General features: G+C 52.4%; 17 protein-coding genes and 1 pseudogene. 9 read left to right on the forward strand and 9 right to left on the reverse strand.

Annotation, left to right across the window (positions count from 1 at the left end):
- Positions 1-73: 73 nt before the first annotated feature.
- On the reverse strand, positions 74-1,090 hold the full coding sequence (galE, locus tag ADINL_RS11910) for a UDP-glucose 4-epimerase GalE (RefSeq protein ID WP_036548128.1): 1,017 nt from the start codon (positions 1,088-1,090) through the stop codon (positions 74-76).
- Positions 1,091-1,294: 204 nt separating this feature from the next.
- On the opposite strand from galE, the gene ADINL_RS11915 reads away from it, so the two are divergent.
- Complete coding sequence (locus ADINL_RS11915) at positions 1,295-3,313, forward strand: fibronectin type III domain-containing protein (protein ID WP_152547670.1); 2,019 nt, start codon at positions 1,295-1,297, stop codon at positions 3,311-3,313.
- On the opposite strand, the gene ADINL_RS11920 is transcribed toward ADINL_RS11915, so the two are convergent.
- Together ADINL_RS11920 and ADINL_RS11925 are read right to left on the reverse strand one after the other, a co-directional pair.
- Positions 3,310-3,894, reverse strand: coding sequence for a hypothetical protein (locus tag ADINL_RS11920; protein WP_036548133.1), 585 nt, complete (start codon positions 3,892-3,894; stop codon positions 3,310-3,312). The two genes, ADINL_RS11915 and ADINL_RS11920, sit on opposite strands and share 4 nt — an antisense overlap.
- Before the next feature lie 112 nt (positions 3,895-4,006).
- Positions 4,007-4,615 carry a VPLPA-CTERM sorting domain-containing protein gene (locus ADINL_RS11925; protein WP_036548135.1) on the reverse strand — a complete coding sequence of 203 codons (609 nt, stop codon included), beginning with the start codon at positions 4,613-4,615 and terminating at the stop codon, positions 4,007-4,009.
- A 390-nt stretch (positions 4,616-5,005) separates the two neighbouring features.
- Here ADINL_RS11925 and ADINL_RS11930 point away from each other — a divergent pair, with 390 nt between their 5' ends.
- From ADINL_RS11930 to ADINL_RS11945, 4 genes are all read left to right on the forward strand, one after another.
- Positions 5,006-5,548: a VPLPA-CTERM sorting domain-containing protein gene (locus ADINL_RS11930; protein ID WP_036548137.1), complete on the forward strand. Its 543-nt coding sequence runs from the start codon at positions 5,006-5,008 to the stop codon at positions 5,546-5,548.
- Between the two features lie 57 nt (positions 5,549-5,605).
- Entirely contained in the window at positions 5,606-6,367 is a 762-nt protein-coding gene (gene xdp1, locus ADINL_RS11935; protein ID WP_036548140.1) for an exosortase-dependent surface protein XDP1, read from the forward strand.
- A gap of 185 nt (positions 6,368-6,552) precedes the next feature.
- Complete coding sequence (locus ADINL_RS11940; RefSeq protein ID WP_036548143.1) at positions 6,553-8,154, forward strand: phosphohexomutase domain-containing protein; 1,602 nt, start codon at positions 6,553-6,555, stop codon at positions 8,152-8,154.
- 257 nt (positions 8,155-8,411) lie between these two features.
- On the forward strand, positions 8,412-15,767 hold the full coding sequence (locus tag ADINL_RS11945; RefSeq protein ID WP_036548146.1) for a retention module-containing protein: 7,356 nt from the start codon (positions 8,412-8,414) through the stop codon (positions 15,765-15,767).
- A gap of 42 nt (positions 15,768-15,809) precedes the next feature.
- Here ADINL_RS11945 and ADINL_RS16695 read toward each other — a convergent pair whose 3' ends face one another.
- Positions 15,810-15,959, reverse strand: coding sequence for a hypothetical protein (locus ADINL_RS16695; protein ID WP_239644379.1), 150 nt, complete (start codon positions 15,957-15,959; stop codon positions 15,810-15,812).
- A gap of 15 nt (positions 15,960-15,974) precedes the next feature.
- A pseudogene (locus tag ADINL_RS16865) lies at positions 15,975-16,148 on the reverse strand (helix-turn-helix domain-containing protein); the annotation flags it as partial.
- Between the two features lie 388 nt (positions 16,149-16,536).
- Here ADINL_RS16865 and ADINL_RS11955 point away from each other — a divergent pair.
- Together ADINL_RS11955 and ADINL_RS11960 are read left to right on the forward strand one after the other, a co-directional pair.
- Positions 16,537-17,133 carry an EAL domain-containing protein gene (locus ADINL_RS11955; protein ID WP_239644387.1) on the forward strand — a complete coding sequence of 199 codons (597 nt, stop codon included), beginning with the start codon at positions 16,537-16,539 and terminating at the stop codon, positions 17,131-17,133.
- The gene (locus tag ADINL_RS11960) at positions 17,130-18,842 is read left to right on the forward strand and encodes a putative bifunctional diguanylate cyclase/phosphodiesterase (RefSeq protein WP_036548155.1); all 1,713 of its coding nucleotides are present in this window, start codon (positions 17,130-17,132) and stop codon (positions 18,840-18,842) included. Before ADINL_RS11955 ends, ADINL_RS11960 begins: the two co-directional genes overlap by 4 nt.
- A 16-nt stretch (positions 18,843-18,858) precedes the next feature.
- Here the strand turns inward: ADINL_RS11960 and ADINL_RS11965 are convergent, their stop codons facing one another.
- Entirely contained in the window at positions 18,859-19,926 is a 1,068-nt protein-coding gene (locus tag ADINL_RS11965) for a 3-deoxy-7-phosphoheptulonate synthase (protein ID WP_036548159.1), read from the reverse strand.
- Between the two features lie 160 nt (positions 19,927-20,086).
- Here ADINL_RS11965 and dsbD point away from each other — a divergent pair, with 160 nt between their 5' ends.
- The gene (gene dsbD / locus ADINL_RS11970) at positions 20,087-21,940 is read left to right on the forward strand and encodes a protein-disulfide reductase DsbD (RefSeq protein WP_239644380.1); all 1,854 of its coding nucleotides are present in this window, start codon (positions 20,087-20,089) and stop codon (positions 21,938-21,940) included.
- A gap of 6 nt (positions 21,941-21,946) precedes the next feature.
- On the opposite strand, the gene ADINL_RS11975 is transcribed toward dsbD, so the two are convergent.
- The 3 genes from ADINL_RS11975 to ADINL_RS11985 are packed head-to-tail and all read right to left on the reverse strand — an operon-like array spanning position 21,947 to position 24,196.
- Positions 21,947-22,492 carry a hydrolase gene (locus ADINL_RS11975; RefSeq protein WP_036548161.1) on the reverse strand — a complete coding sequence of 182 codons (546 nt, stop codon included), beginning with the start codon at positions 22,490-22,492 and terminating at the stop codon, positions 21,947-21,949.
- Positions 22,482-23,585: an FAD-dependent oxidoreductase gene (locus tag ADINL_RS11980; RefSeq protein ID WP_051632764.1), complete on the reverse strand. Its 1,104-nt coding sequence runs from the start codon at positions 23,583-23,585 to the stop codon at positions 22,482-22,484. Before ADINL_RS11980 ends, ADINL_RS11975 begins: the two co-directional genes overlap by 11 nt.
- Positions 23,582-24,196, reverse strand: coding sequence for a glutathione S-transferase N-terminal domain-containing protein (locus tag ADINL_RS11985; RefSeq protein ID WP_036548163.1), 615 nt, complete (start codon positions 24,194-24,196; stop codon positions 23,582-23,584). Before ADINL_RS11985 ends, ADINL_RS11980 begins: the two co-directional genes overlap by 4 nt.
- 105 nt (positions 24,197-24,301) lie before the next feature.
- Between ADINL_RS11985 and ADINL_RS11990 the strand changes: the two genes are divergently transcribed.
- Positions 24,302-24,931, forward strand: a complete 630-nt coding sequence (locus tag ADINL_RS11990; protein ID WP_036548165.1) for a GGDEF domain-containing protein — start codon at positions 24,302-24,304, stop codon at positions 24,929-24,931.
- The last annotated feature ends 1 nt before the right edge of the window (position 24,932 follow it).

The raw sequence follows: 24,932 nt of genomic DNA on the forward strand, positions 1-24,932 counted from the left end.
TATTGCAGTGCAGCAATCTGCATTCTACTGCGTTCCTCGGCTGAGGACTAGTCATTTGTAAACGCTTGTTTTATCAGTTAAAGCCTTGTGGATTGAGCGTTTGCCAGCGCCAGGTATCTTCCAGCATCTGTTTGAGGGGGCGCTTGGCAGTCCAGCCAAGTTCTATGTTTGCTTTGCTGGCATCGGCCCAGAAGGCGGGCAGATCTCCCGCGCGTCGAGCTGCCATGCGATAGGGCAGTGATTGTTGTATGACCTGTTCGAAGGTTTTTAGCATCGACAGGACGGATACGGGTTGTCCCGTTCCCAGATTGTATATATGCACGCCTGGTGCGCCCAGTTTCTGCATTGATTGCAGATGGCCCTGTGCCAAATCAACGACATGCAGGTAGTCTCGCTCACAGGTGCCATCTGTGGTGGGGTAATCATCACCAAAAATGGACAGTTCCTGTAGTCGCCCGATAGCGACCTGAGTCATGTAGGGCATCAGGTTGTTGGGGATGCCTTGCGGATCTTCGCCGATCAGCCCGGATTCGTGTGCGCCGATGGGGTTAAAATAACGCAACAGTACCACCGACCAGCGAGGGTCCGCGATTTGCAGATCGGTGAGAAGCTGTTCCACCATTGCCTTGGAAGTACCGTAAGGATTGGTAGTGGTGCCTCTTGGCAGGGTTTCGACATAGGGTACAGGGGCTTCCTCGCCATACACGGTGGCTGAGGAGCTAAAGATCAGCCGTCTGACCCCGGCGCGTTCCATCGCCTGGCAGAGTGTGAGTGTTCCGCAGACGTTGTTCTCATAATAGCGCAGAGGCTGTTGAACACTCTCGCCAACGGCTTTCAGTCCGGCGAAATGAATGACGCTGTCTATCGGGTGTTGCTGAAACACCTGATCCAGGCAGGCTGCATCGCGCAGGTCGCCTTGAATAAAAACGGGTTTTTTTCCGGTGATGCTGTAGATGCGCTCCAGTACTGCTGGATTTGAGTTGCACAGGTTGTCCAGTATGACAACGGAGCAGCCTGCTTGCAGTAATTCTACGGTGGTATGTGAGCCGATATATCCTGCGCCCCCTGTCACCAATACCGTTTTAGTCATACCGCATTCCTTTAACTTGCTTTCCATTGTGTCGATCACCTAAGCCTCTGATTATTTTCATATTGGCACCCTGGGTCTATTGTACTACAGGACAGGAATGTGGGTGGAGGTCAGTGAGCCTTCGGTGGTATATAGTCTGTGTATGTCTCTATGTCGGTTGTGGTTGAACCGATGATGCCAGCATTACAAGGGTGATTATCTATCGTGATCAGATTTAATATTTTGATTCTAGTTGTGTTTTTATGCTTCGTGGCTCCCCAGGCCTATGGGAGTCGAAGTGCGATTAATATGGATGTGCAGGTTGAGACGGGTGCGCAGCCGTCTGTGCATTTGTCCTGGAGTCGACAGCGCGCTGCTGCTTCTGAATTACAGGTTACGGTGTATCGTCGGGAGTTGGGTGTTAAAAGCGCTATCTGGTATCGCAATATTCTGCAGGATGGTCGTCTTCGCAGTTTTGCCGAAATGACTTTGTTTGAGCCAGTCGCTGTATTACCGCCTTCTGCGACCGGGTTTACGGATACGCAGGTTGAGCGTGGCAAACATTACGAGTATCGCGTGCATCGTCCTGAGCTGGCGAATCGCTATAACGAGGCAGCGACCTACTTTGTGGTGAGTCTGGATGTGCCTGTGGTTGATCAGCATGGCACGATTCTGCTGGTGGTGGATGAAACACTGGTAGAGGATTTGGCAGATGACTTGCGCCTGCTGGAGCTGGATCTGGCGGGTGACGGCTGGTCGGTGACGCGCTTGCTGACGCCGCGGCATCCGCAGCAAGATCCTCAGGATCTGCATCGTGCAATTCGTGAGGCAGTTCGGGCTGATCCTGAGATACAGGGGTTGTATTTATTCGGTCATGTGCCCGTTGCGCGTTCAGGCTTTCTGGCCCCGGATGGACATCAAAATGGGCCGCATGAAACGGATTTATACTATGCCGATCTAACCGGGGCCTGGACGGATCTTCAGTTCTTTTCAGACTCCGGCGGAGAGTCGCGCTCCAATGTTCCGCGTGATGGCAGGTTTGATCATAGCAGCTTGCCGAAAGCGATAGATGTGATGGTTGGACGTGTTGATCTGTCACGTCTTAGTGCGGCAAGAAAATCTGAGCTTGAGCTGCTGCGTGACTATGTGCACAAGGCACATGCCTGGCGGAATGGTGATCGACAGGTTCCGTACCGGGTGTTGTTGAACAGCAGTCATTTATTTCAGGAGCATACCTGGGCTCGCGCCATGTTTGGCAAAGACCGGGTGATGGAGGCGGCGTTTCAGCCCGAGTTGAATACTGAAGCCTATCTCTGGGCAATGGATTTTGGTCACTGGGATGGTGGTTCTGAAGAACATTATGTGGGCGTGCAGAATCGAGCACAGTTTTTTTTAAATTTTGGCAGCGGCAAGCAGAAGTGGATGGGGGGCAAGAATGCGATGCGTATGCTGCTGGCTCAGCCGGACTGGGGTTTAACGGTCGGGTGGGGTGCGCGTCCTGCCTGGCATATGCATCAAATGGCAGCGGGCTGGACGGTCGGGCAATCTCATCTGCGTACGGTCAATAATGCCTTCAATGGCCGAGAGTTTTATCCCGGTGGACGCTATGCGCATCTGGAAAGTCAGGTGCATATCAATTTGATGGGCGATCCGACGCTGCGCTTGCATGTGGCAGCACCCCCGAAAGTGCCTGCTGTCGTGCGTGGTTCCGAGGGTGTGGTGTTGAGCTGGGAGGCTCCGGATGAAGGGGTTATTGAGGGGTATCTGGTATACCGCTCGGATCATCCGGTCTCCGGATACCAGCGAATTACCGAGTCGATGCTGGAGCCTGATGTACGATCCTATCTGGATGTTTCGGCTGCGGCAGCCGGGCCGTTGTATTATCAGATACGTGCGGTGCATCGAAACGAGACACGAAGTGGTGTCTATCAACTGGCTTCTCGAGCGGCTTACGTCTGGTTGGCAGAGCAGGCTGTTGAATATCGGCCACCTGTGGTTCCACCCGCTGTTGAGCAGCAGGTCGTCGCGGGTGAGTCTGTTGTGTTACAGGTTCCGGGTGCGTCAGATCATCATGTTGTGATCTTGCAGCACCCTGAACAGGGACAGATTCGCTGGGAGAAGGGTATGCCGGTGTATGTATCAGAACCCGGCTTTTCGGGTTCTGACACCCTTGTCTATCGCCTTTTTGATGGTGTCGGACTGAGCGAACCGTCGCTGCTGATTGTTCAGGTGAGTGCAAATTAGTCACTGCGGCGGATCGCATATCGGCAGCCGAGAATCACCAGGGTGATGCCGCCCAGTTCGAACAGCCAGTTAAGCCGCCAGCCTGCCAGTTCAGTGCCTATGAGTACATCGACACGATGAAAGCCTACGGCGCGGACCAGTATGAAGGTGACCAGCAGGGTGATACCCAGCAGGACCAGCCAGAGCCTGTCCAGTGATTGGCGGAGCAGCCAGGCCAGTATACCCAGTAGTGCCGTACCCAGTGCGATCAGTGCAAAGATAAATGCTACCTGCACCGGACGACGGTCAGCGTACCAGCCCGATAATTGAGCTTCGCAGCGTGCGACGGCTGTAAGCAGTGATTGCAGATCCAGTTGTTTATTGATCATCAGAAAGACCAGTCCTGGCACCAGCAGGTACCAGAACAGCTTTTCTGCGGTGGGCCGCGTGGTGGCCTGGGTACGAATCAGTGCTGTCAGCGCGGCGAGTGCGGCGAGACCATAACCCAGTACGGTAATCCACCCCATCAGGTGGGGGTCACCGATAGTGGGTTGCCAGCGGTCCTGGGTGCATTGGATCAGTGCGTGCAGATGGTCGTTCAAACGGTTAGCTCCAGTCAGCTATTGAATAGCGGGCATGTTAACCTGCGTTGAAGAGGGGTGCAAAAGCGGCAGCTGATCACCTGCAGGACAGGCGATCAGCTCGGGAGAGGTATTAAGCGATGGCTTTGCGTGCTGCCTTGCGACGCAGACCCAGTGCACCGGCAATACCCGCCAGGAACATCCAGGCAGCTGCAGGCAGAGGCACTTCGCTCAGTGCTTCATTGATACGGATGGCGTTGATGGCCCAGTGCTGTCCGCCGCCGCCAACATTCGGATCATTAACGTAGTCATTCCCTGTTGCGATGCTGAAGCTGGTCAAGCCCAGCCAGTCTGCCTGGAAGACCCGTGCTGCAGTATCCACAAACAGTTCAGCGGTGTAGGTCAGTACGGCATCGGTGTAGCCACGAATGGTCAGGGTCTGAGATCCCCAGGCACCGGCAATGACGAAGCTGTTCAGGTCAAAAGCGCCTGCGCCCGTGTAGTTGAAGCTGACAAGTGGTGTAGCGTGGCCATTATAGGCAACATAATCACCGTTAGTTGCATCCATGACACTGTAGTAGCCGCTGTTCAGGTAGATACCATTACTGGCAGTGTTCCGATCCATAAAATAGTTATGGCTCAGATTGAATGTTGGCGTTCCCGTTGCGGTGAAGTTGATTGTTGCTGCTTGTGTCAGGGAACTGACGCAGAACAGCAGGGTTGCGAGGAGTAGTTTTCTCATGATGATTTCCTTGTTCATGATGCGTTGTTGTTGTGATCAATCCCTGGTGTTTTACTGCACGGATTCCGTGGATTGAGACTCCCGAGAGTCGTGCGCGATTGTCTGCTTATGGCGCTGTTTATGCCATTGTCCTCAAGTACAATAAGGTCTTTCCGGTTTTTTCATATTGCTGTTTGAATTGTATTGTACTACGGACCGATGTTTTCACTTAACTGGTTGTATATAGTTCGCTTCAGTCCATGAAAGGATGTGTGGTAAATCGGAAATTCGTTTTAATTATTTAAACGGCCGATTGAAAAATTACAAGAAGTAATGTGTGGGCAGTGTAGCGACCCCCTATCGGGTGGCACTGACCCTGAACCTGTTAATGGATACGAACTGGGTGATGTGATGAAAAAACTGATTGGTTTGATTGTATTGGCTGTCTGCCTGATGGGTGCCAAGGCGTTTGCTGCGCCGGTTCCCAGTAATGCAAACGGCTGTTCTGGCTTTAGCTTGTCGGGTGGTGAGTGTTTGTTGTCCGGATCTTCTCGTGGATCTCAAGGGACAAACCTGACCAGCAATCCATCAAACAATGGTTTTTTGATTAATCCGGCTGGAGAGGGTTATAGCTACATCACCAAGTTTGAAGGTGGAAACACGATCTGGTCTAGCGAGGGTGGTTCGACTGTCATTACGCTGCCTGAGTCTATCAGTTCAATGTTTTCTCAAATCGCGATTGGCATCAAGCAGGGACCTGTATGGGCTGTTTTTTTGATTGATACGGCATTGGGTAGTTATACGTTCAATCAAAATGGCATCTCAAATGTGACTTTTTACAGTGCTGCCAATATTGCTGAAACTCCGTTGCCTGCAGCTGCCTGGTTGTTTTTGACTGGTTTGGCGGGTGTATTGGGGTTGCGTGCGCACCAGCGGAAGAAGGCGCAGGGCTGATCGGCTTCGTATCCGGGATGGTTTAACTGCATCTCTATTCATTCTAAGGAACTTGCTATGAAAAATATCTTGAAAGGATTGGCTGCTGCGGCTCTGGTGTTTGCGGTAGCGACACCTGTATCAGCTGCGTCGTTTGATCTGAGCTTCAATACGCAAAATACGGGCGCTCGCAACTCGTTGACATACAACTACAATGATGGTCTGGATTCGTTGACTGTCTATGGTCTGTCAGGCCGTAATAATCAGACAATTTCGGGCAATACTGTGCAGACTTGGGCCGGTTATGGCATGGGTACACCCACTCAAAATGGTTCCCACCGTGTGTCCAATGATTCTGTGAGAGGGCAACGCGTTTACCAGATGGTGCTGTTTGATTTTGGTCGTGAAGTATCGCTGGATTCATTTACTGTTGGGGACTCTGCCTGGGGTAATAATAACTGGGCAAGTGTGCTGGCTTACACCGATACCGCGCCGCTGACCACTCTGAGCGGTTTGACCTGGTCCAGCCTGTTGCAGAATGGCTTCAGTCATGCAGGTGATGCCAATACTTACACCGGTGTTGCTGAAGGTACGCCGAAGCTGGTAGAAGGTGGATTGACCTCTCAGTACTGGCTGGTAGGTGTCTACAATGCAGTATTCAGTGACAACCCGTTGGGTACTTATAATGAAGGCTTCAAGCTCACAGGTATTAGCTTCTCCACGATGGATGTGTCTGAAGTTCCGCTGCCTGCTGCAGCCTGGTTGTTCCTGACCGGTCTGGCCGGTATGAGCTGGATGAAAAAACGCAAGCAGAAGCGTGACCAGCTTCAGGCTGCCTGATTTTCCCGCCTTGAAACGCACGGGCGATGTGTTCTGCATCGCTTGTGCGCTGCAAAAAAATAGAGACATTCAGAGTTCATTTTTGTAGTCTAGAATCAGTTTTTTGAAAGACTGATGGCTTCGCGTTTCGACAGGCCGAAGAGTGCTGGAGGCGCGTGTAGTGACTATTGAAAAGGGACTGTTCTATGCAAGATTCAACCATCACGACGCTGATTTCAGCGTATTTCCAGAAGATACCCGACCCGTCTGTTGCATCCCAGCGTGTTAGCTTTGGCACGTCCGGGCATCGTGGTACTTCGACTGACGGCTCGTTTAATCAGGCGCATATCTGGGCTATTTCTCAGGCGATTGTCGAGTATCGTACTGCAGCCGGAATTTTTGGACCCTTGTATCTGGGAATTGACACGCATGCCTTATCGGAGCCAGCGTGTGGCAGTGTGATCGAGGTGTTGGTGGCTCAAGGGGTGGATGTTTATGTGCACCCGGAAGGCGGTTTTACACCAACACCACTGATTTCGCATGCTATTTTACAGCATAATCGCCATCAGCCTGAGGTGCGCGCAGATGGTATCGTGATTACACCCTCGCATAATCCGCCCGGTGACGGGGGTATCAAGTACAATACCCCTGATGGCGGTCCGGCGGCATCGCATGTGACGCGTGAAATCCAGGATCGTGCGAATGCATTGCTGGCGTCGGGCTTTAAAAATATCAAGCGGGTGTCGCTGGATCAGGCGAAAGTGGCAGTCAAACCGTTTGATTTTGTTGATCTCTATGTCACACACCTGCCTGAAGTGATTGATATGGAAGCGATTGAGCGTTTTGGCTTGCGCGTTGCTGTCGATCCGATGGGGGGTACCTCCCTTGAGGTCTGGCAAGAGATTGCACGGCGTTTCCGGATTCATCTCAGTATTGTTAATACGGTTCAGGAGCCTACTTTCTCGTTCATGCCGCCGGACCACGATGGACAGATTCGTATGGACTGCTCGAGCCCGCATGCCATGGCAAACTTGCTGCGTCTGCGGGATCGCTATGATCTGGCATTGGCTAATGATCCGGATGCGGACCGGCACGGGATTGTTGATACAGCGGGGTTGATGAACCCTAACCACTTTCTGGCGGTGGCGGTGGACTATTTGCTGACACATCGGCCTGAATGGAGTCCTGAACTGGCGATAGGCAAGACGCTGGTCAGTTCATCCATTCTGGATCGTGTTGTGGCCAAGCATGGCCGTACCTTGTACGAGGTTCCAGTCGGCTTCAAGTGGTTTGTGGAAGGGTTGCACCAGAAGCGCCTGGCATTTGCGGGCGAGGAAAGTGCGGGTGCCAGTTTTCTAACCATGGTTGGTGAGCCCTGGTCGACAGATAAAGACGGTATTCTGCTGTGTTTGCTGGCGGCAGAGTTGTTTGCGGTGACTGGAAAGTCGCCGAGTCAGTATTATCAGGAGCTCACTCGGACCCTGGGGTTGCCGTACTACAAGCGTATTGATGCGCCTGCGACACCGGCGGAGAAAAAAGTGCTGGGCTGGTTGCAGGCTTCGCATATTCGCTCATCGCATCTGGTTGGTGAGCCTATTACGGATATTCAGGTAAAAGCGTCTGGCAATGTGGAGTCGATAGGCGGGGTCAAGGTGATCACGCAAAGTGGCTGGTTTGCAGCGCGTCCGAGCGGCACTGAGTCCATTTATAAAATTTACGCGGAAAGCTTTGTGGATGAGTCGCATCTGGATCAACTGGTCACTGAGGCGCGGGTGATTGTCGATGAGATGTTGTCGACTTTAGCTTAATTGTTTTTGCTCTTGTGTGTTGTCGGAAAGGCTCCTTATGGGGCCTTTTTTTATAAAAACACTTAAAAAACATAGGGTAGTATTCAAACGTATCAGTTTCCTCTAAATCTTCCTGAAGGCCCCGTAATTACTGGGGTTGTACTTCAGTACAGTAACCTTTTTTAAACCCGGTTCTATACTGATTGCATCGAAAGGATTCCTCATATGAATTGAGGCCAGAAGGTCTCAGCAGTACTTATAATCAGAGGTAACCCGTCATGAGCCCCCAAGTTGCTACCATCGTAAGCATTACCGGTGACGTTTCCGCACGCGCGGCAGATGGCACTATCCGCGTTTTAACCGAGGGTGATGTCCTTTATGCAGGCGAAGTCCTGATCACATCAGATGCTTCTCAAGTTGTTCTTGATTATGGAAATGGCGAGCTTGTCAGCATTGCTGGTCCACAAGATGTGTTGATGAGTGAAGCGCAAATAACAGCCTCCGTTCCTGAACCCGTTGAAAGCGAAATCACTGATCCCAGTATTGATGCAATTCTGGCTGCACTGGAAGGTGATGGTGATTTGCTGGATGACCTGGAAGCGCCGGCCGCCGGTACTGAAGGTGCCCCGGATGGCGGTGGTGGTTCTTTTGTCCGCCTGATGCGTATCTCTGAAACCGTAGATCCCTTGTCTTTCCAATATGACCAACAGCTGGCCACACCCTTTGAAGCACCTATTGGTGATTCAGGTCCAGTCGTTGCTGAAGAGCCTATTCCACCTTCAGTCGCTCCTGAAGGCGGGTCTGTGAATGAGACTGGTGGTTTTGACAGCTTTACCCAGAGCCTGGGTATCAGCTTTGGTGGCTTGACCGGCACGGTCACTCTCTCTTCTCCCGGTGCCGTATGGGACCCCGTCGCGAATACTCTGACCTATGGTCCTGACAGCTATGGCGGTTCCTGGCAGATTCAGGTGAACCCTGATGGAACCTATACCTTTGAGCAGACTGGAGCTATGGAGCACCCGGATGCTGATGATCCGAATGATTCAGTGCCGGTTGAAGTGACTGTAACGGTAGTCAGTGAAAATGGTCTGACGGCTACATCCAGCTTTATTGTCGATATTTTTGATGATGGTCCCAGTATTCTTGAATTGAATACCGATGCTGAAGGGTTACAGCTGAACGTCTTTGATGCTGAAACCCTGTCTGAAGGTGGCAGTGTCGATTCAGTGGATCTGTCTGAGCTTTTCTCCGTTGATGTCGATTACGGAACAGATGGCCCCGGAAGCCTGAGCTGGAGCTATGCGTTGGGTCTTGCGCAGTCAGATTTTCCGCCTATTCAGCTTCCGGGTGGTGAGCTCGATGAGGAACTCATGCTCTTGCCTCCGGATAGTGTCAATTCAGGGCTAAGCAGCAGTGATATGCCAATCATGTTGGCGCTGTCTGAGGATCAGCAGTCCATTGTCGGCTTTATCATGGGTGAAGGTTCTGAAACCGTTTTCACGCTTGAAATTATTGAAGGTCAGCTGGTGCTGACACAGTTTTTGCCTATTGATCATTTGCTCAATGGTGAGCCGGTTGACCAGTTAAATCTTGGTAGTCTGGTAACTCTGACAGCAAGTGTTACCGTTACTGACCGTGATGGCGACAGTGTCAGTCAGTCCACTGAGCCTCTTAACCTGGGCGAGTTTATAACCTTCAATGATGATGAACCTGCAGCTGAGCTGGATGGTGCAATTGAAGCGGTTGAGGGTGGTGATGAAGTGACGGGTACCTGGAGCACAGATCCCGGTGCTGACAGTGATGGTGCCACTCGATTGCTCTCCATTAATGGTGGCCCGGCAGATTTGCTGGTGCTGGGTGAGCCTATTGATACCGGTGTCGGTATCCTGACCTTTAACGCCGATGGCACCTGGAGTTTTGTGGCTGCCACCAACCTGGATCACAGTGAAAGCGATCCGACTCTGAGCTTCCAGCTGATCAAGATTGATGGTGACCTGGACGAAGCCGATGCCACCCATACGATTACCATCGTGGATGGTGATGGCCCGACTCCGGGCGGTGAAGACGGTGTGGGCAGCAGTGTCGGACTGGTGACTACTGACGTGGATCTGCGTGACAGTCTGGTGAGTGATGACAGTGGTCTGCTGACCTTTACAGCGGGCAGTGATGATATTGCCAGCTTTGTGTTTGGTGATACCAGCGGCATCAGTGTCGATGGACTGGATGGCACACTGACCTGGTCGGTGAATGCTGAAGGTGATGAGCTGATCGGTTCTCTGAATGGTGTTGATGTCCTGAAGCTGACGCTGAGCGGCAGTCCTGTGGCGGCCGGTGATACTGGCACCGTCACGGTGAATGTTGAGCAACTGGCCAGCCTGCCACATAACGCTGACGTGGATGAGCTGGAGATCAGTGGCATTCAGGTGAAAGCGATTGACAGCGATGGTACGGAATCTGCGGCTGCCAGTGTATCGGTTACTGTGCATGATGATCTGCCAGAAGTGACTCTGGATGGCGATGTTCAGGCTACTGAAGGTGGCGATGCCATTGGCGGTACCTGGAGTACAGAAGCAGGTGCCGATGCTGAGGGTGCTCAACGCTTGTTGTCTATCAATGGTGCAGACCCGGTCAGTTTTGTCGTCGGTGATCCCATTGATACCGGCGTGGGTATCCTGACCTTCAACGCGGGTGGCACCTGGAGTTTTGTGGCTGCCACCAACCTGGATCACAGCGAAAGCGATCCGACCCTGAGCTTCCAGTTGATCAAGATCGATGGCGATCTGGACGAAGCGGATGCCACCCATACGATTACCATCGTGGATGGCGATGGCCCGACTCCGGGCGGTGAAGACGGTGTGGGTAGCAGTGTCGGACTGGTGACTACTGATGTGGATCTGCGTGACAGTCTGGTGAGTGATGACAGTGGTCTGCTGACCTTTACAGCGGGCAGTGATGATATTGCCAGCTTTGTGTTTGGTGATACCAGCGGCATCAGTGTCGATGGACTGGATGGCACGCTGACCTGGTCGGTGAATGCTGAAGGTGATGAGCTGATCGGTTCTCTGAATGGTGTTGATGTCCTGAAGCTGACGCTGAGCGGCAGTCCTGTGGCGGCCGGTGATACTGGCACCGTCACGGTGAATGTTGAGCAACTGGCCAGCCTGCCACATAACGCTGACGTGGATGAGCTGGAGATCAGTGGCATTCAGGTGAAAGCGATTGACAGCGATGGTACGGAATCTGCGGCTGCCAGTGTATCGGTCACCGTACATGATGACTTGCCAGAGGTAGAAGGCACTAATCCATCCGGCCATGAAGTGACCATCACTAATCTGGGCAGTAACCCCAATACCGGTTATGACAATAGCTTTGGCTACTACGTTGTAGGAGAGAATGGCGAACCTACGATCGGTGTGGTGCTCTGGAGTAATGTCAAACTGGATGTCAACGACATCCGCGTTATCACCGGCTATGCACCCGGTGAGATCGGTTATTTCATTATTCCGAATGGTGCAACGCATAACCCGGATCTGGGTAACGATACCTCAGTGGTATTCCAGTCCTTCGTGAATTCAAATGGCGATACGGTCTGGCAGGCCTGGACGGCGGATGAAAATGGCGATCCATTGGAGCCGTTGGCTGGACAGAATAGTAATATGCCAGCGCTGTTCAGTGATGGGAACCTGCATCCGAATGGTGTTTCTCATGTTGAGAATAACCTGACCGAAGGGGATCTGAACTGGGAAGATATCTACGGTAACAGCAGTGATTATGACTATAACGACGTCAACATTAATGTGACCTGGAGTGATGCCAGCCTGACCGTCAGTGAAAATGATCTGGATCAGGTAGCCAGTTTCGACTTCTCTACCTACTTCTCTGCCGAATTTGGCGCTGATATGCAGGGGCCTGCTTCTGTATACAGTCTCGGAGTAACTCAGGGAGATGGCAGTGATTCAGGGCTGGTGGATACGCTGACGGGTGAAGCGGTGTTGCTGCGCATGGAAGGTCCCGATGTCATCGGTTATGTCATGGTGGATGGCGTTGAAACAGCGGTGTTTACCGTGACGGTTGACAGCGCTACGGGCGTTGTTACGCTGGATCAGTTACGTGCTGTTGAGCATCCGCTTGGTGGTGTGGTCGGCGCATCGGATGTCGTCAACGTGGCTGCTGGCGCCATCGATCTGAGTAAGACTGTTTACGATTCGGATGGCGATACGGATACGGCAACAATCGATATCGGACCAGTGATGTACTTCCAGGATGCTGGCCCGGATGCTACCGACTTTGTCTATGATGATACGGTTCGAGCCGGAGCTGATCCTGTGGTACTGGCAACAGGTATGGACGCTATTCAGCAGTTGCTGGGCTTTGACGCTGGACCCGATGGCTTGCAGAGTATCAGTTTTGGTACTGGCAGTCAGGGTGGTCAGCTGCTGATTAATGATGATGGAGAGTTGGTGTATACACCTCCTGCCAGTGTCGATCAGCAGAATGTCAGTGAAACCTTCAGCTATACCGTGACAGATGGTGATGGTGATACAGCCACTGCATTGATTACCTTCAATGTGCGCGCTGATAGTCAGCCGGAAGTTGAATCGGTTGAAATTACGCTGGATGAGGCGAATCTTCCAAATGGTACACAAACCAATTTGTCGGAACTGACACGCACCGGTACTTTCTCGGTTGTGGCTGCGGACGGCATCAAGGATGTGACACTGGATGGGGAATACATTATTCAGGAGGGTGTCTATCAGCCGGGCGTCAGTCTGACCGTTGGTGGAGGTACCCTGACCATCACTGGATTTGATGCCGATACTGGCCTGGTGTCTTATGAGTATGTTCTTGATTCCAGCTATGATCATCCGCCAGTACAGGGAACCAATACCAAAGAGTTTGATCTGGAAATAGTGGTGACAGACATCGATGATGATGTGGTCACTGGGAACTTCCGTGTGAACATCATTGATGATGTACCGGACTTTGGTACCCCTGATGACGTCAGTGTCAGTGCTGCCGGTGGAGAGGTGTCAGGTGATCTGAATCTGAACATCGGTGCTGATGAGGCGGGTGGATTGATTTCAGATGTGCAGTTGCTGTCTGAAGATGGCTTTATTCAGGTGCAGTTCCTGGATGAGGGTGTGTTGAAAACAGCTTTCCTGACATCGGGTGGCGAAAAACTGAACTACACCTATGATGAAGCGACTCAGCAGTTGATTGCCTACAAGGCTAGTGAAACAGCTGATGACCCAGTCTTTACGATCGATATGAGTGTTGAGACTGACAGCTATACACTGATTGTGTTGCAACCTCTGGATGGAGTGGCTCAGCAGTTCTCGACTTCGGCTCTGAACCCCACTACCGGTGGTATCGATGGCAGTCTGGAGCTGGATTCTCCCAATCTGAATGTTGCCTTTACAGCGGTTGGCGGCTCTGTCAACTTCTCTCCTCAAAGCATTGGGGTGGCGGATCAGCACATTGAAGCGGGTGAGAGCCTGACTGCAATCTTTGATCAGTTCCTGAGTGAGCTGGTTATCGAGCTGTCGCCTTCCAGTAATGCCAGCTTCGTTACCTGGACAGCAATTAATACTCAGACCGGTGAGTCCTTCACAGGTACCGGGCTGACGATTGATGCTTTTGCACCGGGTGCAGTGGTATTTGATAAGGTTGTGTTTGAAAATTCCGGTTCAGGTCAGGGTAACCAGAAGTACGGTATCAAGGGCTTTAGTGGCGAGTATCTGGACGGCGAGCTGGAATACAGCTTACCTGTCAATGTTATCGCTAAGGATGGCGATGGCGATGTGGATGACGCCAGCTTCCTGATTACCTTTGAACCTGCAGGCCCTGGTGACTTGCCTGACCTGCCCAGTATTCTGGGGCTTACCGACAGTGATGTTCTGGTTAACGAAGCCTATCTGGAAAATGGCTCGAGTGCTTCTACAGGCGCTTTGCCGGTTGATAGTAATAGCTTCACACTGGTGGCTTCGGCTGGCGTGCAAACCTTGTTGATCAGTGGGCTGCTCCTGTCGGGTCAGGCCGCTCAGTCTGGTGGTCAGGTAGCGCTGAGTGCTGCGGATCTGGCCGTGCTTGGTTTGCCGAGTGCGACACCGGTCGTGGTACAAACACCGGAAGGCAATGAGCTGCAACTGACTGCTTATAATCCAGTCACCGGTGAGGTGAGTTATACCTTCGTACTGACGGGTGCGCTTGAGCATGCCGAAGGTGAGGGAACAAACCTGCTGGATAAGGCTGGTATTGATCTGGCTCTGCTGGATACCAACGGTCATTATGCGTATGGCACGATCAATGTGACAGTAGTCGATGATATACCTGAGCAGTTCAGTCTGAGTAACGACCTGACCGTAGCCATCAGTGAGATGCTGGTCGGTGGTCTGGAGGCCAGCTGGTTGAATCCTGTTGGCGGCAGCTCCACTCTGATCAATACTGATCCGGGAATTGATGACGTGGTGCGTTGGGGTTCAGGAAGTAACTTCTCCAACTACACCTTTGATGATAACAATGACTTGATACACAGTGACGGTGTGCAGGTGAATGAACCCTTTGTGATCGGAACGTTTACGCATAATAACTTCCCGATTCAGAGTGGTACCTCCATTTCTGCGGTGGATCTGCAGTTGACCTTCAATATAGTGATTGATGGGGTGGTAACACCGATTACCCATACGATCAACTTTAAACATAATGAAACGCCTAACACCAATCCTCAGGTCGATCATCCGGATAATGACGATATTGTCACCATTCTGAATGCAGGATTTACGACCTCGGTAACTGTTGGTGCACGTGTCTATAACTTTGAAGTGGTTGGTTTTGTAGATCAAAATACCGGTAATGTAGTCAACTCAGTCAGAACGACTGAGCGGGCATCCAGTACCTTTGAACTGCTGGCAAAACTTTCTTCAACAGATGATTTGCCAAAAGTTGAAGGGCAGGTGGAAACCGGCTTTGGTGCCGATGGTGCCGCGCTTGTGAATGCCATTCTTTGGGACAATGGTGGTGGTGCTGATACAGCGGTTGCCAGTGGTACGATTGCGGGCAGTTACGGTCACCTTGAGGTCGCTGCTGACGGTACCTACACCTACGTTATGAGCCGTGAGGCTCGGGATGGCATGGCGCAGGACGACAATTGGCAGGAAAACTTCACCTACTATCTGACCGATGCAGATGGTGATCAGGTGGCGTCTACCCTCACGATTAACCTGCAGGGTGAGCCGAATATGCCGGTCAATGTGCAGGAGAGCACCCCCGCAGATGATACGTTGGTGGGTGAAGATGGGGTGGTAGACATCTTTGTCTGGAATCTGGGGGATGAAGGTGAGGACACCGTACTGAACTTCAACCCGGCTGAGGGAGACGTTCTGGATGTGGCCGATTTGCTGGTAGGAGAAGAGTCAGGCCTGATTACGGATTACATCAGTATCAGTGAGATTAATGGTGGTGCTGATACCGTGATTTCGCTGACACCGACAGGTGCGGGTGGCGACGTCACTCAGACCATCACTCTCCAGGGAGTATCCTTCACCGATCTGGGTATTGATACGGCCACAATGACCAGTGATGAGGCAATTATTACTCACCTGGTAGAGAGTGGTTACATCAATATTGATCAGTAAGTGAGTAGCACAAAGCCCGCAGAGCTGACTCTGCGGGCTTTTTTATGTCCCGTCTTTGTCATGGTTATGCCCGCGCTGTTGCAGCAAATAGGCAAATTCCAGCATCAGGTCCTTGTCCTGCTCTACTAGTGAAATGAACACCGCAAGCAAAGCAGACTGCTTGTGGCACCCTGTCGAATTTGAGTCTGCCATGAAAAAGATATCCGACAGACTGTAGTCTAGTGCATCAGAAATTTTGTACAGAAGGTCCAGGCTGGGTTTGGCGGCATTGCGTTCGATTCTGGATAAGTTGCCTACATGAGAGTCTACCTTCCTTGCCAGCTCAGCCAGAGTCATCCCTTTGTTCTTTCTAAGCATCCTTATGGATTGCCCCAAGCTCATAGCTTCCTCATCAGTTAACCATGTTCACTCTCAGTATATCGGGCTTGCTCAACAAATACAGGGATTTAGAAGATGTTGTGCTGCTTTTGAATTATGTGCATATAACCTATTTAAAAAATGCTCTCAATGCATTAATCTGAGTGCGCTGAATGGTTGTTTAATAGGATGTTTCGTAATGGATGGTTATATGGACATGTATGAAACAGCCTTCCAATGTTCTTCTTGTCTGGATGAAAAATGGATAAATCTATTGCGATTTCGGCCAATTGTGGATCTGGAAGCTGGTGATGTTTTGGCAATAAATCTGTTGGAACCTCATGGTGATGAGCAGAAACAGCCGGCTGATAGCAATCCTGTGAATCAGTTTTTCGGACGGCTGTCTGTGCTTATGAAGGTTTGGCACTCCTCAGATTCAAATTGTTTTAATCAGTACCCTTTGATTGTAAAGGTTCCGGCTTCCGTTGTGTCAGACTCCGGGTTTATGCATCGACTTAAAACCTGCCTTGAAGTATCAGAAATGCCCTCACCACCACTGGTGTTGCAGCTCTCCGAAACCGCCCTGGAAAGCATGAGTTATATGGCTGAATTCATCGATACGCTGATGCCACTGGGAGTTCGCCTCAGTCTGTACGACTGCCTTGCCCGGGATATGTCTCTGCTTTCAACCATGGGCATACGGGATGTGTATTCGTTTCACTTGCCACATTCAGTGATACAGGCTATGCCGTTCAGCCAGGTCAGTCGTCGCTATGCACATGGTATGTTGGGATTATCCAGTCAGTTGAATCAACGGGTTGTACTGGAGGGTGTCGATAACCCAACGCTATTTGGGTATGCACAAATGGTGGGTGCCCGGTATGTACAAGGCGACTGGATCGCTGCAGGAGTTGAGCTGGAATGCCTGGATGAAAGCTGTAGTACAGCGCGATTATTGGCACGTGAGATCCGTCAGGATTGCTTGAGTGGATCGGAGGTGCAGGGATGAAAGAGCTATCGCACAGTGTGCTGGATGCTGGCTGGGTCGAAGAGACGCGGCGCATGGGTGAGCAGGAGAAAATAGTTGCTGAAGTCGCCGGGATGGTGACATGGCAGTACGATATTGACAGTCACCATTTGAGTTGGTCATCCGGCGCGGAGTATGTATTGGGTGGGGAAAAGACGCTGCCGGACTCCATGGAGGATTTCGAGGCTCTGGTTCAGCCGGATGAGTTGTTGGATTTTAAGGAGGTTATTCGCCGAGCCGTCATTCGTGGCCATAACTTTTCGGTACAAGTGGGGCTACTGAATGGCAAAGGGCAGCGTGTGCTCATGAGTGGTCGTCTGGACTCGTCGGGTGGCGTGCTTCTGGGCGTTTTACAGGATATAGCTCTGCTGAATCTGTCCTATTCACAGATACGTGAGGTGGGCCAGGATGAGCTCACTGGTCTGGCAACGCGCAAAGCCTTCTGTGCATCACTGAAGCGCTGGTCTCCCAGAGTGACATCACACACCTCGGCAACCTTTGTGATGCTGATACAGGTGCAACGCTTGCATCATATCAGTTCGGTGCTGGACCCGGAGCAGGTGGATCGTTTGCTGGTCAGGGTGGCAGGTTATCTTGATACGATGGTGGCAGAAGATGGTCTTGCCGCCCGGTTTCATGGTGGTTTGTTTGCGATCTGGGATACGCTGCAGGGTGATGTGGATGCACAGCGGCTGGAGTTGAATCTGCGTGAACGACTGACGTGTCTGGAAGGTGTCTGGGAGATTGGCGGTCAGGAAATTCTGTTGTCATTCAAGGTGGGAGTCAGCTATAGCTTTCAGCCAGATTTTGATGAGCAGACTCTGATCAAACAGGCCCAGTTGGCTTTGTATGCGGTGGTTCCGTCGGAACAAATCAATGTTACGGTTTTTGATGCGCGATTGGCACAGTCACCGCGTTTGCAGTTAAGCCTGGATGCTGAGTTGAAAAAAGCGGTTGAACATCAGCAGTTCTGCTTGCTGTATCAGCCGCAAATGGATATCCGCGACCAGCAGATTGTGGGGGCGGAAGCGCTGTTGCGATGGCAGCGTTCGGAAAATGAACTGATTGCGCCGGGTGCGTTCATGAGTACGCTGGAATCTTCGGGGTTGATTCGTCCGCTGGGGGAGTGGATTATGCAGGAGGCATTGCGACAGCAGGCGTCCTGGGCGCAACAGGGGGTGTGTTTGCAGATGGGTATCAATGTATCACCGGTGCAGTTGGAGCAGGGGAAGATACTGGATCAGCTGGAGCGCATGGTGGCTGATGCCGGATGTGATCGCTCATCTGTGTGTATCGAGATTACTGAAAGCCTGGCGATTAAAAAACCTTTGATGGTGGCGAAAACCCTGTCTTCTATTCGTGAAGCCGGTTACAAGGTAGCGCTGGACGATTTTGGCATCGGGTTTTCGTCGTTAGAGTATTTGCTGCGCTTCTCGTTTGATATTCTGAAAATTGATCGCGCATTTATCTGGAATCTGGCTCAGGGCAGCAAGGAGCAGGCGATCGTCAGGGCGCTGGCACCACTGTGTCAGAGTCTGGGCTTGAAAACAGTGGCTGAGGGCGTTGAAACCCGGCAACAGTACGATTTGCTGAGCTCGATTGGCGTGGATCAGGTTCAGGGGTATATGTTGTCCAGACCCGTGACAGCCGATGCTGTCACGGAGCTGATCAGCGATTTCAGGGGTCTGTAGCGACCCCTGAAGGGTATTACCGCTTTGGCAGAACGTCTTTCAGTTTTGCATGGATACCGCGCAGGCAGTCTTCGGTGGTTTTCCAGTCGATGCAGGCATCGGTCACGGATACACCGTATTTCAAGTCGCAGAGGTTAGCCGGGATGGACTGATTACCCCATTCCAGGTTGGATTCGATCATCAAGCCGATGATGGATTGATTGCCTTCCAGAATCTGGTTGGCAGCGTTCTCCGCGACCAGTGGCTGCAGTGCCGGGTCTTTGCTGGAGTTGGCGTGGCTGCAGTCGATCATGATGTTGTTGCTGAGCTTGGCCTTGTCCAGTTCCTGCTCACACAGGCGTACGCTGACGGAATCGTAGTTGGGTTTGCCATTGCCGCCACGCAATACTACATGACCGTAGGCGTTGCCGCGTGTCTTGACGATGGCAACCTGGCCATCTTCGTCAATGCCGAGGAAATTGTGCGGGTGGCAAACTGACTGCATGGCGTTAATGGCCACGGTGAGGCCGCCATCGGTGCCGTTTTTGAATCCGACAGCACACGACAGGCCGGATGACATTTCCCGGTGTGTTTGTGATTCGGTGGTACGCGCACCAATCGCTGACCAGCTGATCAGATCCTGCATATACTGGGGTGAGATGGGGTCCAGTGCTTCGGTCGCCAGCGGCAGACCCATGTCAGACAGGTCGATCAGCAGCTTGCGGCCAATCTTGAGACCTTCTTCGATCTCAAACGAATCATTCATACGCGGGTCGTTAATCAAGCCTTTCCAACCCACTGTTGTACGCGGTTTTTCAAAATAGACACGCATGACCAGATAGAGCGAATCTTTAACTTCTTCTGCTAAGGCTTTGAGACGACGGCCATATTCCAGTGCTGCTTCAGGGTCGTGAATGGAACAGGGGCCGATGACAACCATCAAACGTTTATCTTTGCGGTCAAGGATATCCTTGACGACTTGACGCTCACGGATCACGGTTTCAATGGCCTCTTCACTCAGCGGCAACTGGGCTTTAAGCTCACGTGGTGTGATGATGGGTTTGATTGATTCAATGTGCAGGTCTTCTAAGCGTGTATCGGTCATCTCGTTTTTTCCTGAAAGCAGATAGATTCGTGGGGGTATTTTTACCATATCCCTGCACGGCTTATAAGGGGAAACGGGTATAATATCGACTATTGGAACAATAGGGCGGCTCAATGGTCTGATTCAGCAGACTGAAGCGCAAGTAAAGTAAGGATTCATTGTGTTGAAACGTGTATTGACAGGGTTGCTGCTGGTGCTGTGTTGGCTACCGGGTCTGGCGGTGGCTCAATTTTCGATTTGGGGTGGCTCAAATAAGGCCCAGGGACCAGTACCGGTTGAAGAGGCGTTTCAGTTTTACACTCAGGTTCAGGAACCGGGTGTCTACAAGCTGAACTGGACCATCCGCGATGATTACTACCTGTATCGCGACCACCTTAAAGTAGAAGTCAGTGACGGTGTTGAGTTGGTTGAGCTGTGGCGTCAACCGGGCACGCCGAAGCAGGATCAGCTGTTTGGTCTGGTCGATATCTGGCAGCAGCAGGCGGTTGCTGCGCTGTTGGTCGGTGCGGAAGGAGAGGGTGCCAGCGAGGCTGGTCTAACCGTGACCTATCAGGGTTGTTGGGAAGGTGGTATCTGTTACCCGCCCGTTACAGAAACCATTCCATTGGCATCCCTGCCACTTGCTGCCGGTTTAAGCTGGCCTGAGGGTATGCCGCCTGAGGTTGCAACTGTATCCGATGCGGCGGGCAGTTCAGACTTTGTCAGCGAGCATGGCCGTTTCACTCAGATGCTGAGTGGCAGCAGCCTGCCACTGATACTGGGTGCATTCTTTGTGGCCGGTTTGGCGTTGTCCCTGACTCCCTGTGTATTTCCGATGATTCCGATCCTGTCGAGCATTATTGCCGGGCAGCAGGGCCGGGTGTCGACGCGGCGGGCACTGGGTTTGTCGAGTGTGTATGTATTGGCGATGGCGCTGACCTATACGCTGGCGGGCGTGCTGGCCGGTTTGTTTGGTGCCAATCTGCAGGCCAGCTTCCAGAACCCCTGGATCATTTCGGCCTTTACGCTGGTGTTTGTGCTGCTGGCGCTGTCGATGTTTGGCTTTTATGAGTTGCAACTGCCCTCGGGATTGCAGAATCGACTCAATCAGGTCAGTCGGAGTCAAAAAGGCGGACAGCTGACCGGTGTGGCGGTGATGGGATTTCTGTCAGCACTGATTGTCGGGCCTTGCATGGCGGCACCCTTGGCGGGCGCGTTGATCTATATTGGTCAGACAGGTGACCCCTTGCTGGGTGGTGCAGCACTGTTTTCCATGTCACTGGGGATGGGGGTGCCACTGCTACTGGTCGGTACCTCGGCAGGCAAGCTGCTGCCACATGCCGGTGGCTGGATGAAGGCGATCAAGGCCGGATTCGGTGTGTTGCTGTTGCTGCTGGCCGTGTGGATGCTGGATCGTATTGTGCCGGTACAGGTGACCATGACGCTGACGGCAGTTATTTTGCTGGTGACAGCGGTCTATCTCAGTGCACTGGATCGTTTGCCTTCGCCGATCAGCGGTTGGCATCGCTTCTGGAAGGGAGTGGGGCTGGTGTTGCTGGTGTATGGTGTCGCCTTGCTGCTGGGCGTGCTTTCGGGCGGTCGCAGCCTGGTGTACCCCTTGCAGGGTATGGGGTTGGGCGCTGGTACGGTGGGTGCTGCGTCAGGCTCAACGCTGGTGTTTGATCAAACCGTTACCTCTCTGGATGCACTGGAGCCTCTGCTGGCGGAGGCCAAGGCCGCACAGCAGCCAGTGATGCTGGATTTTTATGCTGACTGGTGTGTCACCTGTGCCGAGATGGAGTTTGTCACCTTTGCGGATGCCGAGGTGCAGGAGAGTTTGTCCGGATTCATGAAGATCAAGGTGGATGTGACCCGTAATGACAGCGATTCACGTGCATTAAACCAGCGCTATCAGGTCTTTGGCCCACCGGCACTGGTGTTTTTTGATCAGCAGGGTGAAGAGCGTCGTGACCTCGCGGTGCATGGTGTGATTGCACCGCAGCCCTTATTAACTCAGATCGGGCGGTTACGTTAACCCGGTTCAGGCAATAAAGGTGCGGTTGACGTAGCGGAAGACGTGAGTGTTCGCGCGACGCAGCCACTCAAATGCGACCATTTCACGGGCGACCAGCGTGATACCGGCCTGACGCATGCGTTCAATGGCCAGGTGTTTGTTGTGTGGGTCACGAGAGCCGATACAGTCTTCGACAACGAATACATGGATACCGGCTTCTTTCATTTCCAGCGCTGTTTGCATGACACAAACATGGGCTTCGGTGCCGATGATGACGACTTGCGGGTAGTGCTTGTCCAGCAGGGTGGTGCGGCAGCCATCATCTGAAAGGCAGGAAAAATAGGTCTTTTCCATAAACGCATCATCACGCAGCAGTGAACGAATCGGCTCAACTGTTGGTCCCAGCCCTTTGGGATACTGTTCCGATACCAGAATCGGGACGTCCAGGGTGCTGGCGACCTGTGTCATCCATCGGCAGTTCTGCAGTAGCTTCTCTCCGTCATGGATGGCTGGCATCAGCTTTTCCTGCAGGTCTACCACTAGCAGGCGGGATAGTTTTCGATCAATCAGCATCGGTCTGCTCCCATTCACGAATCAGTTGGCGTGCCAGCTGCATGGCTTCGCTGCGGTTGGTGGGAATGACGCCTTGCGGGCCGCGTTGACACCATCCTGTGCAATAGACTCCGGGTTCAATCTTGCCGTTTTGGTGTGCGAAACGGCCCGCGATTTCATCATAAGGTACACCGTCGATAGCCGGTGTGCGATAGCCGATGGCCGTTACCAGTGTATCGAGTGGTAGAGTCCAGGAATGCTGGCTGCGACTGTCACGAATACTGAGTGCTTCAAGCTGTGTGTGGCCTTGTGCCGCAACTGGCGTGCTATAGAAGTGAAAATGAATTTGAATTGAGGCCTGCTGGTTTACCGGGGTTTCGGCATACTGCTGCAATTGGTTGAGTACTTTCTGTTGCGAGGGTGGCAAGGCTTGTCGATCAATACTCTCCAGCGCTTCGCGCGAAACCTGAACGTTGGCTTGTGCCAGTGCTCCCAGCTCGGTCAGCTCTGGCAAGGTAAAGCTGGCATCTGCAGGGCCACGGCGCCCCAGAATATGGATTTCACGCACAGGACTCTGTGCCAGATGGTTTCTGACAGCATCTGATAAATCACTCTGCTGATGCTCTGCAGGTGTTTTGGCGAGCATACGGGCGATATCCAGTGCGACATTGCCGTTGCCAATAATACCGACTCTTTCGCCCAGGTGAGGGCGCAGATTTGCCGCTTCCGGGTGCTGATTGTACCAGCGGGTGAAAGCGCCTGAACCATAGATCCCGGTGAGCTTCTCTCCGGGAATGCCCAGTTGCCGGTCTTCATTGGCACCTGTTGCCAGAATCACCCGATGGTAGCGGGCTTTCAGTTCATCGTAGTGGATATCCCGTCCCAACTCGGTATTGCAGATCAATTTGACCTGATCACGATCCAGCGTCCGTTGCAGCTGCTCGGTCACCTTGCGGGTGTGCAGATGGTCGGGCGCTACACCACTCACAGCCAGTCCGAACGGGTGGGGCAGCCGCTCATAGAGATCAATCTGAACATCGGGTAGCTTCAGTGCAAGTATCTCGGCCAGAAAGCATCCGGCCGGGCCGCTACCGATAATGGCTACCTGTTTCATGGAACCTGCATACCCCGATCCACGAAGGGCAGGTCAGCCATCTGTTCCATCCAGACGCTGACTGCCGGAAAGGCATTCTTGTCAACACCCTGCCATTCGTAACGTGTGGCCCAGGGGTAGATGGCGAAGTCTGCAATGCTCAGTTCATCGCAGACGAAACGGCGGCTACTCAGTTGTGTGTTCAGTACTCCCCAGAGACGTTGCGCTTCCTGGGTATAGCGTTCAATCGCATAGGGGACTTTTTCAGCTGCAAAACGGTTGAAATGGTGGGCCTGTCCCAGAAACGGACCAAAGCCGCCCATTTGCCACATTAGCCACTGCAGCACCTCATAGCGTTCAGCGCCTTCGGTGGGGAGGAACTCTCCGGTTTTGTCTGCCAGATAGATCAGAATGGCACCACTTTCAAACAGCTGAATCGGCGCACCACCCGGACCGTCCGGGTCAACAATGGCGGGGATTTTGTTGTTTGGGCTGATTTTCAGAAAATCGGCATCAAACTGGGCATTATTGAGAATGTCGATGGGGTGAACAGAGTAGTGCAACCGGCAGGCTTCAAGCATGATGGAAACTTTCCGGCCATTGGGCGTGCCCCAAGTGTAGAGATCAATCATCCCACGCTCCGTAAGGTTTTTGTTATCGGGCTTTTCATTACCCGTGTGAGCATATAAGCTTGAATCAGATCAGCAGGATAATCCAACTTGTGTTGCGGAGAAAGTGTGGTTCTGACTTTATTCATTGTATTGACGGTCTTGTTGACGGTGTTATCGATCGTGCTAACGCTGCGTCTGAACCGTTTGAACCAGCGCTATACCGAGTTCCGTGACTGGGCTGAGAGCGAGATCGAACGGGTGAATCGCTGTGATTCGGAAACCGGCGCCCTCAAGTTGTCTGCCTTCGCGGAGCAACTGGATAATGAGTGTCGTCGCGCCGTACGTGAATTCACACCTTTGACGCTGATGTGTCTTGATATACGCATGACGGATGGTAGTGGTTTACCGGCTGAAGCCATGCGGGAGATGGTTGCCATCCTGAAACACCAGCTTTCCCGGCCGGGTGATCAGCTCGGACGTTATGCCGAGCAACAGTTGGGATTGCTGTTACCCTCGACCAATGAACATGCCGGCAGTTTTGCGGAGCGCTGCCATCAGGCGTTGCAGCAACATTTTGAATCCATTCCGGTACAGTTGACTCTTGCCGCTTGTACCTTTCAGCCCAGTGCTTCGCTGAATGGCGTCATGGCACAGCAACTGGTGGATGAAACCCTGGTGCATGCGCTGCATGAAGCTCCTGGGCAGGTGCTGTTTCATGCCGAGTACAGCCACGATTTTAATCCGACCTACGCCTGAG

The sequence above is a fragment of the Nitrincola lacisaponensis genome (genome assembly GCF_000691225.1).
Taxonomy (GTDB): domain Bacteria; phylum Pseudomonadota; class Gammaproteobacteria; order Pseudomonadales; family Balneatricaceae; genus Nitrincola; species Nitrincola lacisaponensis.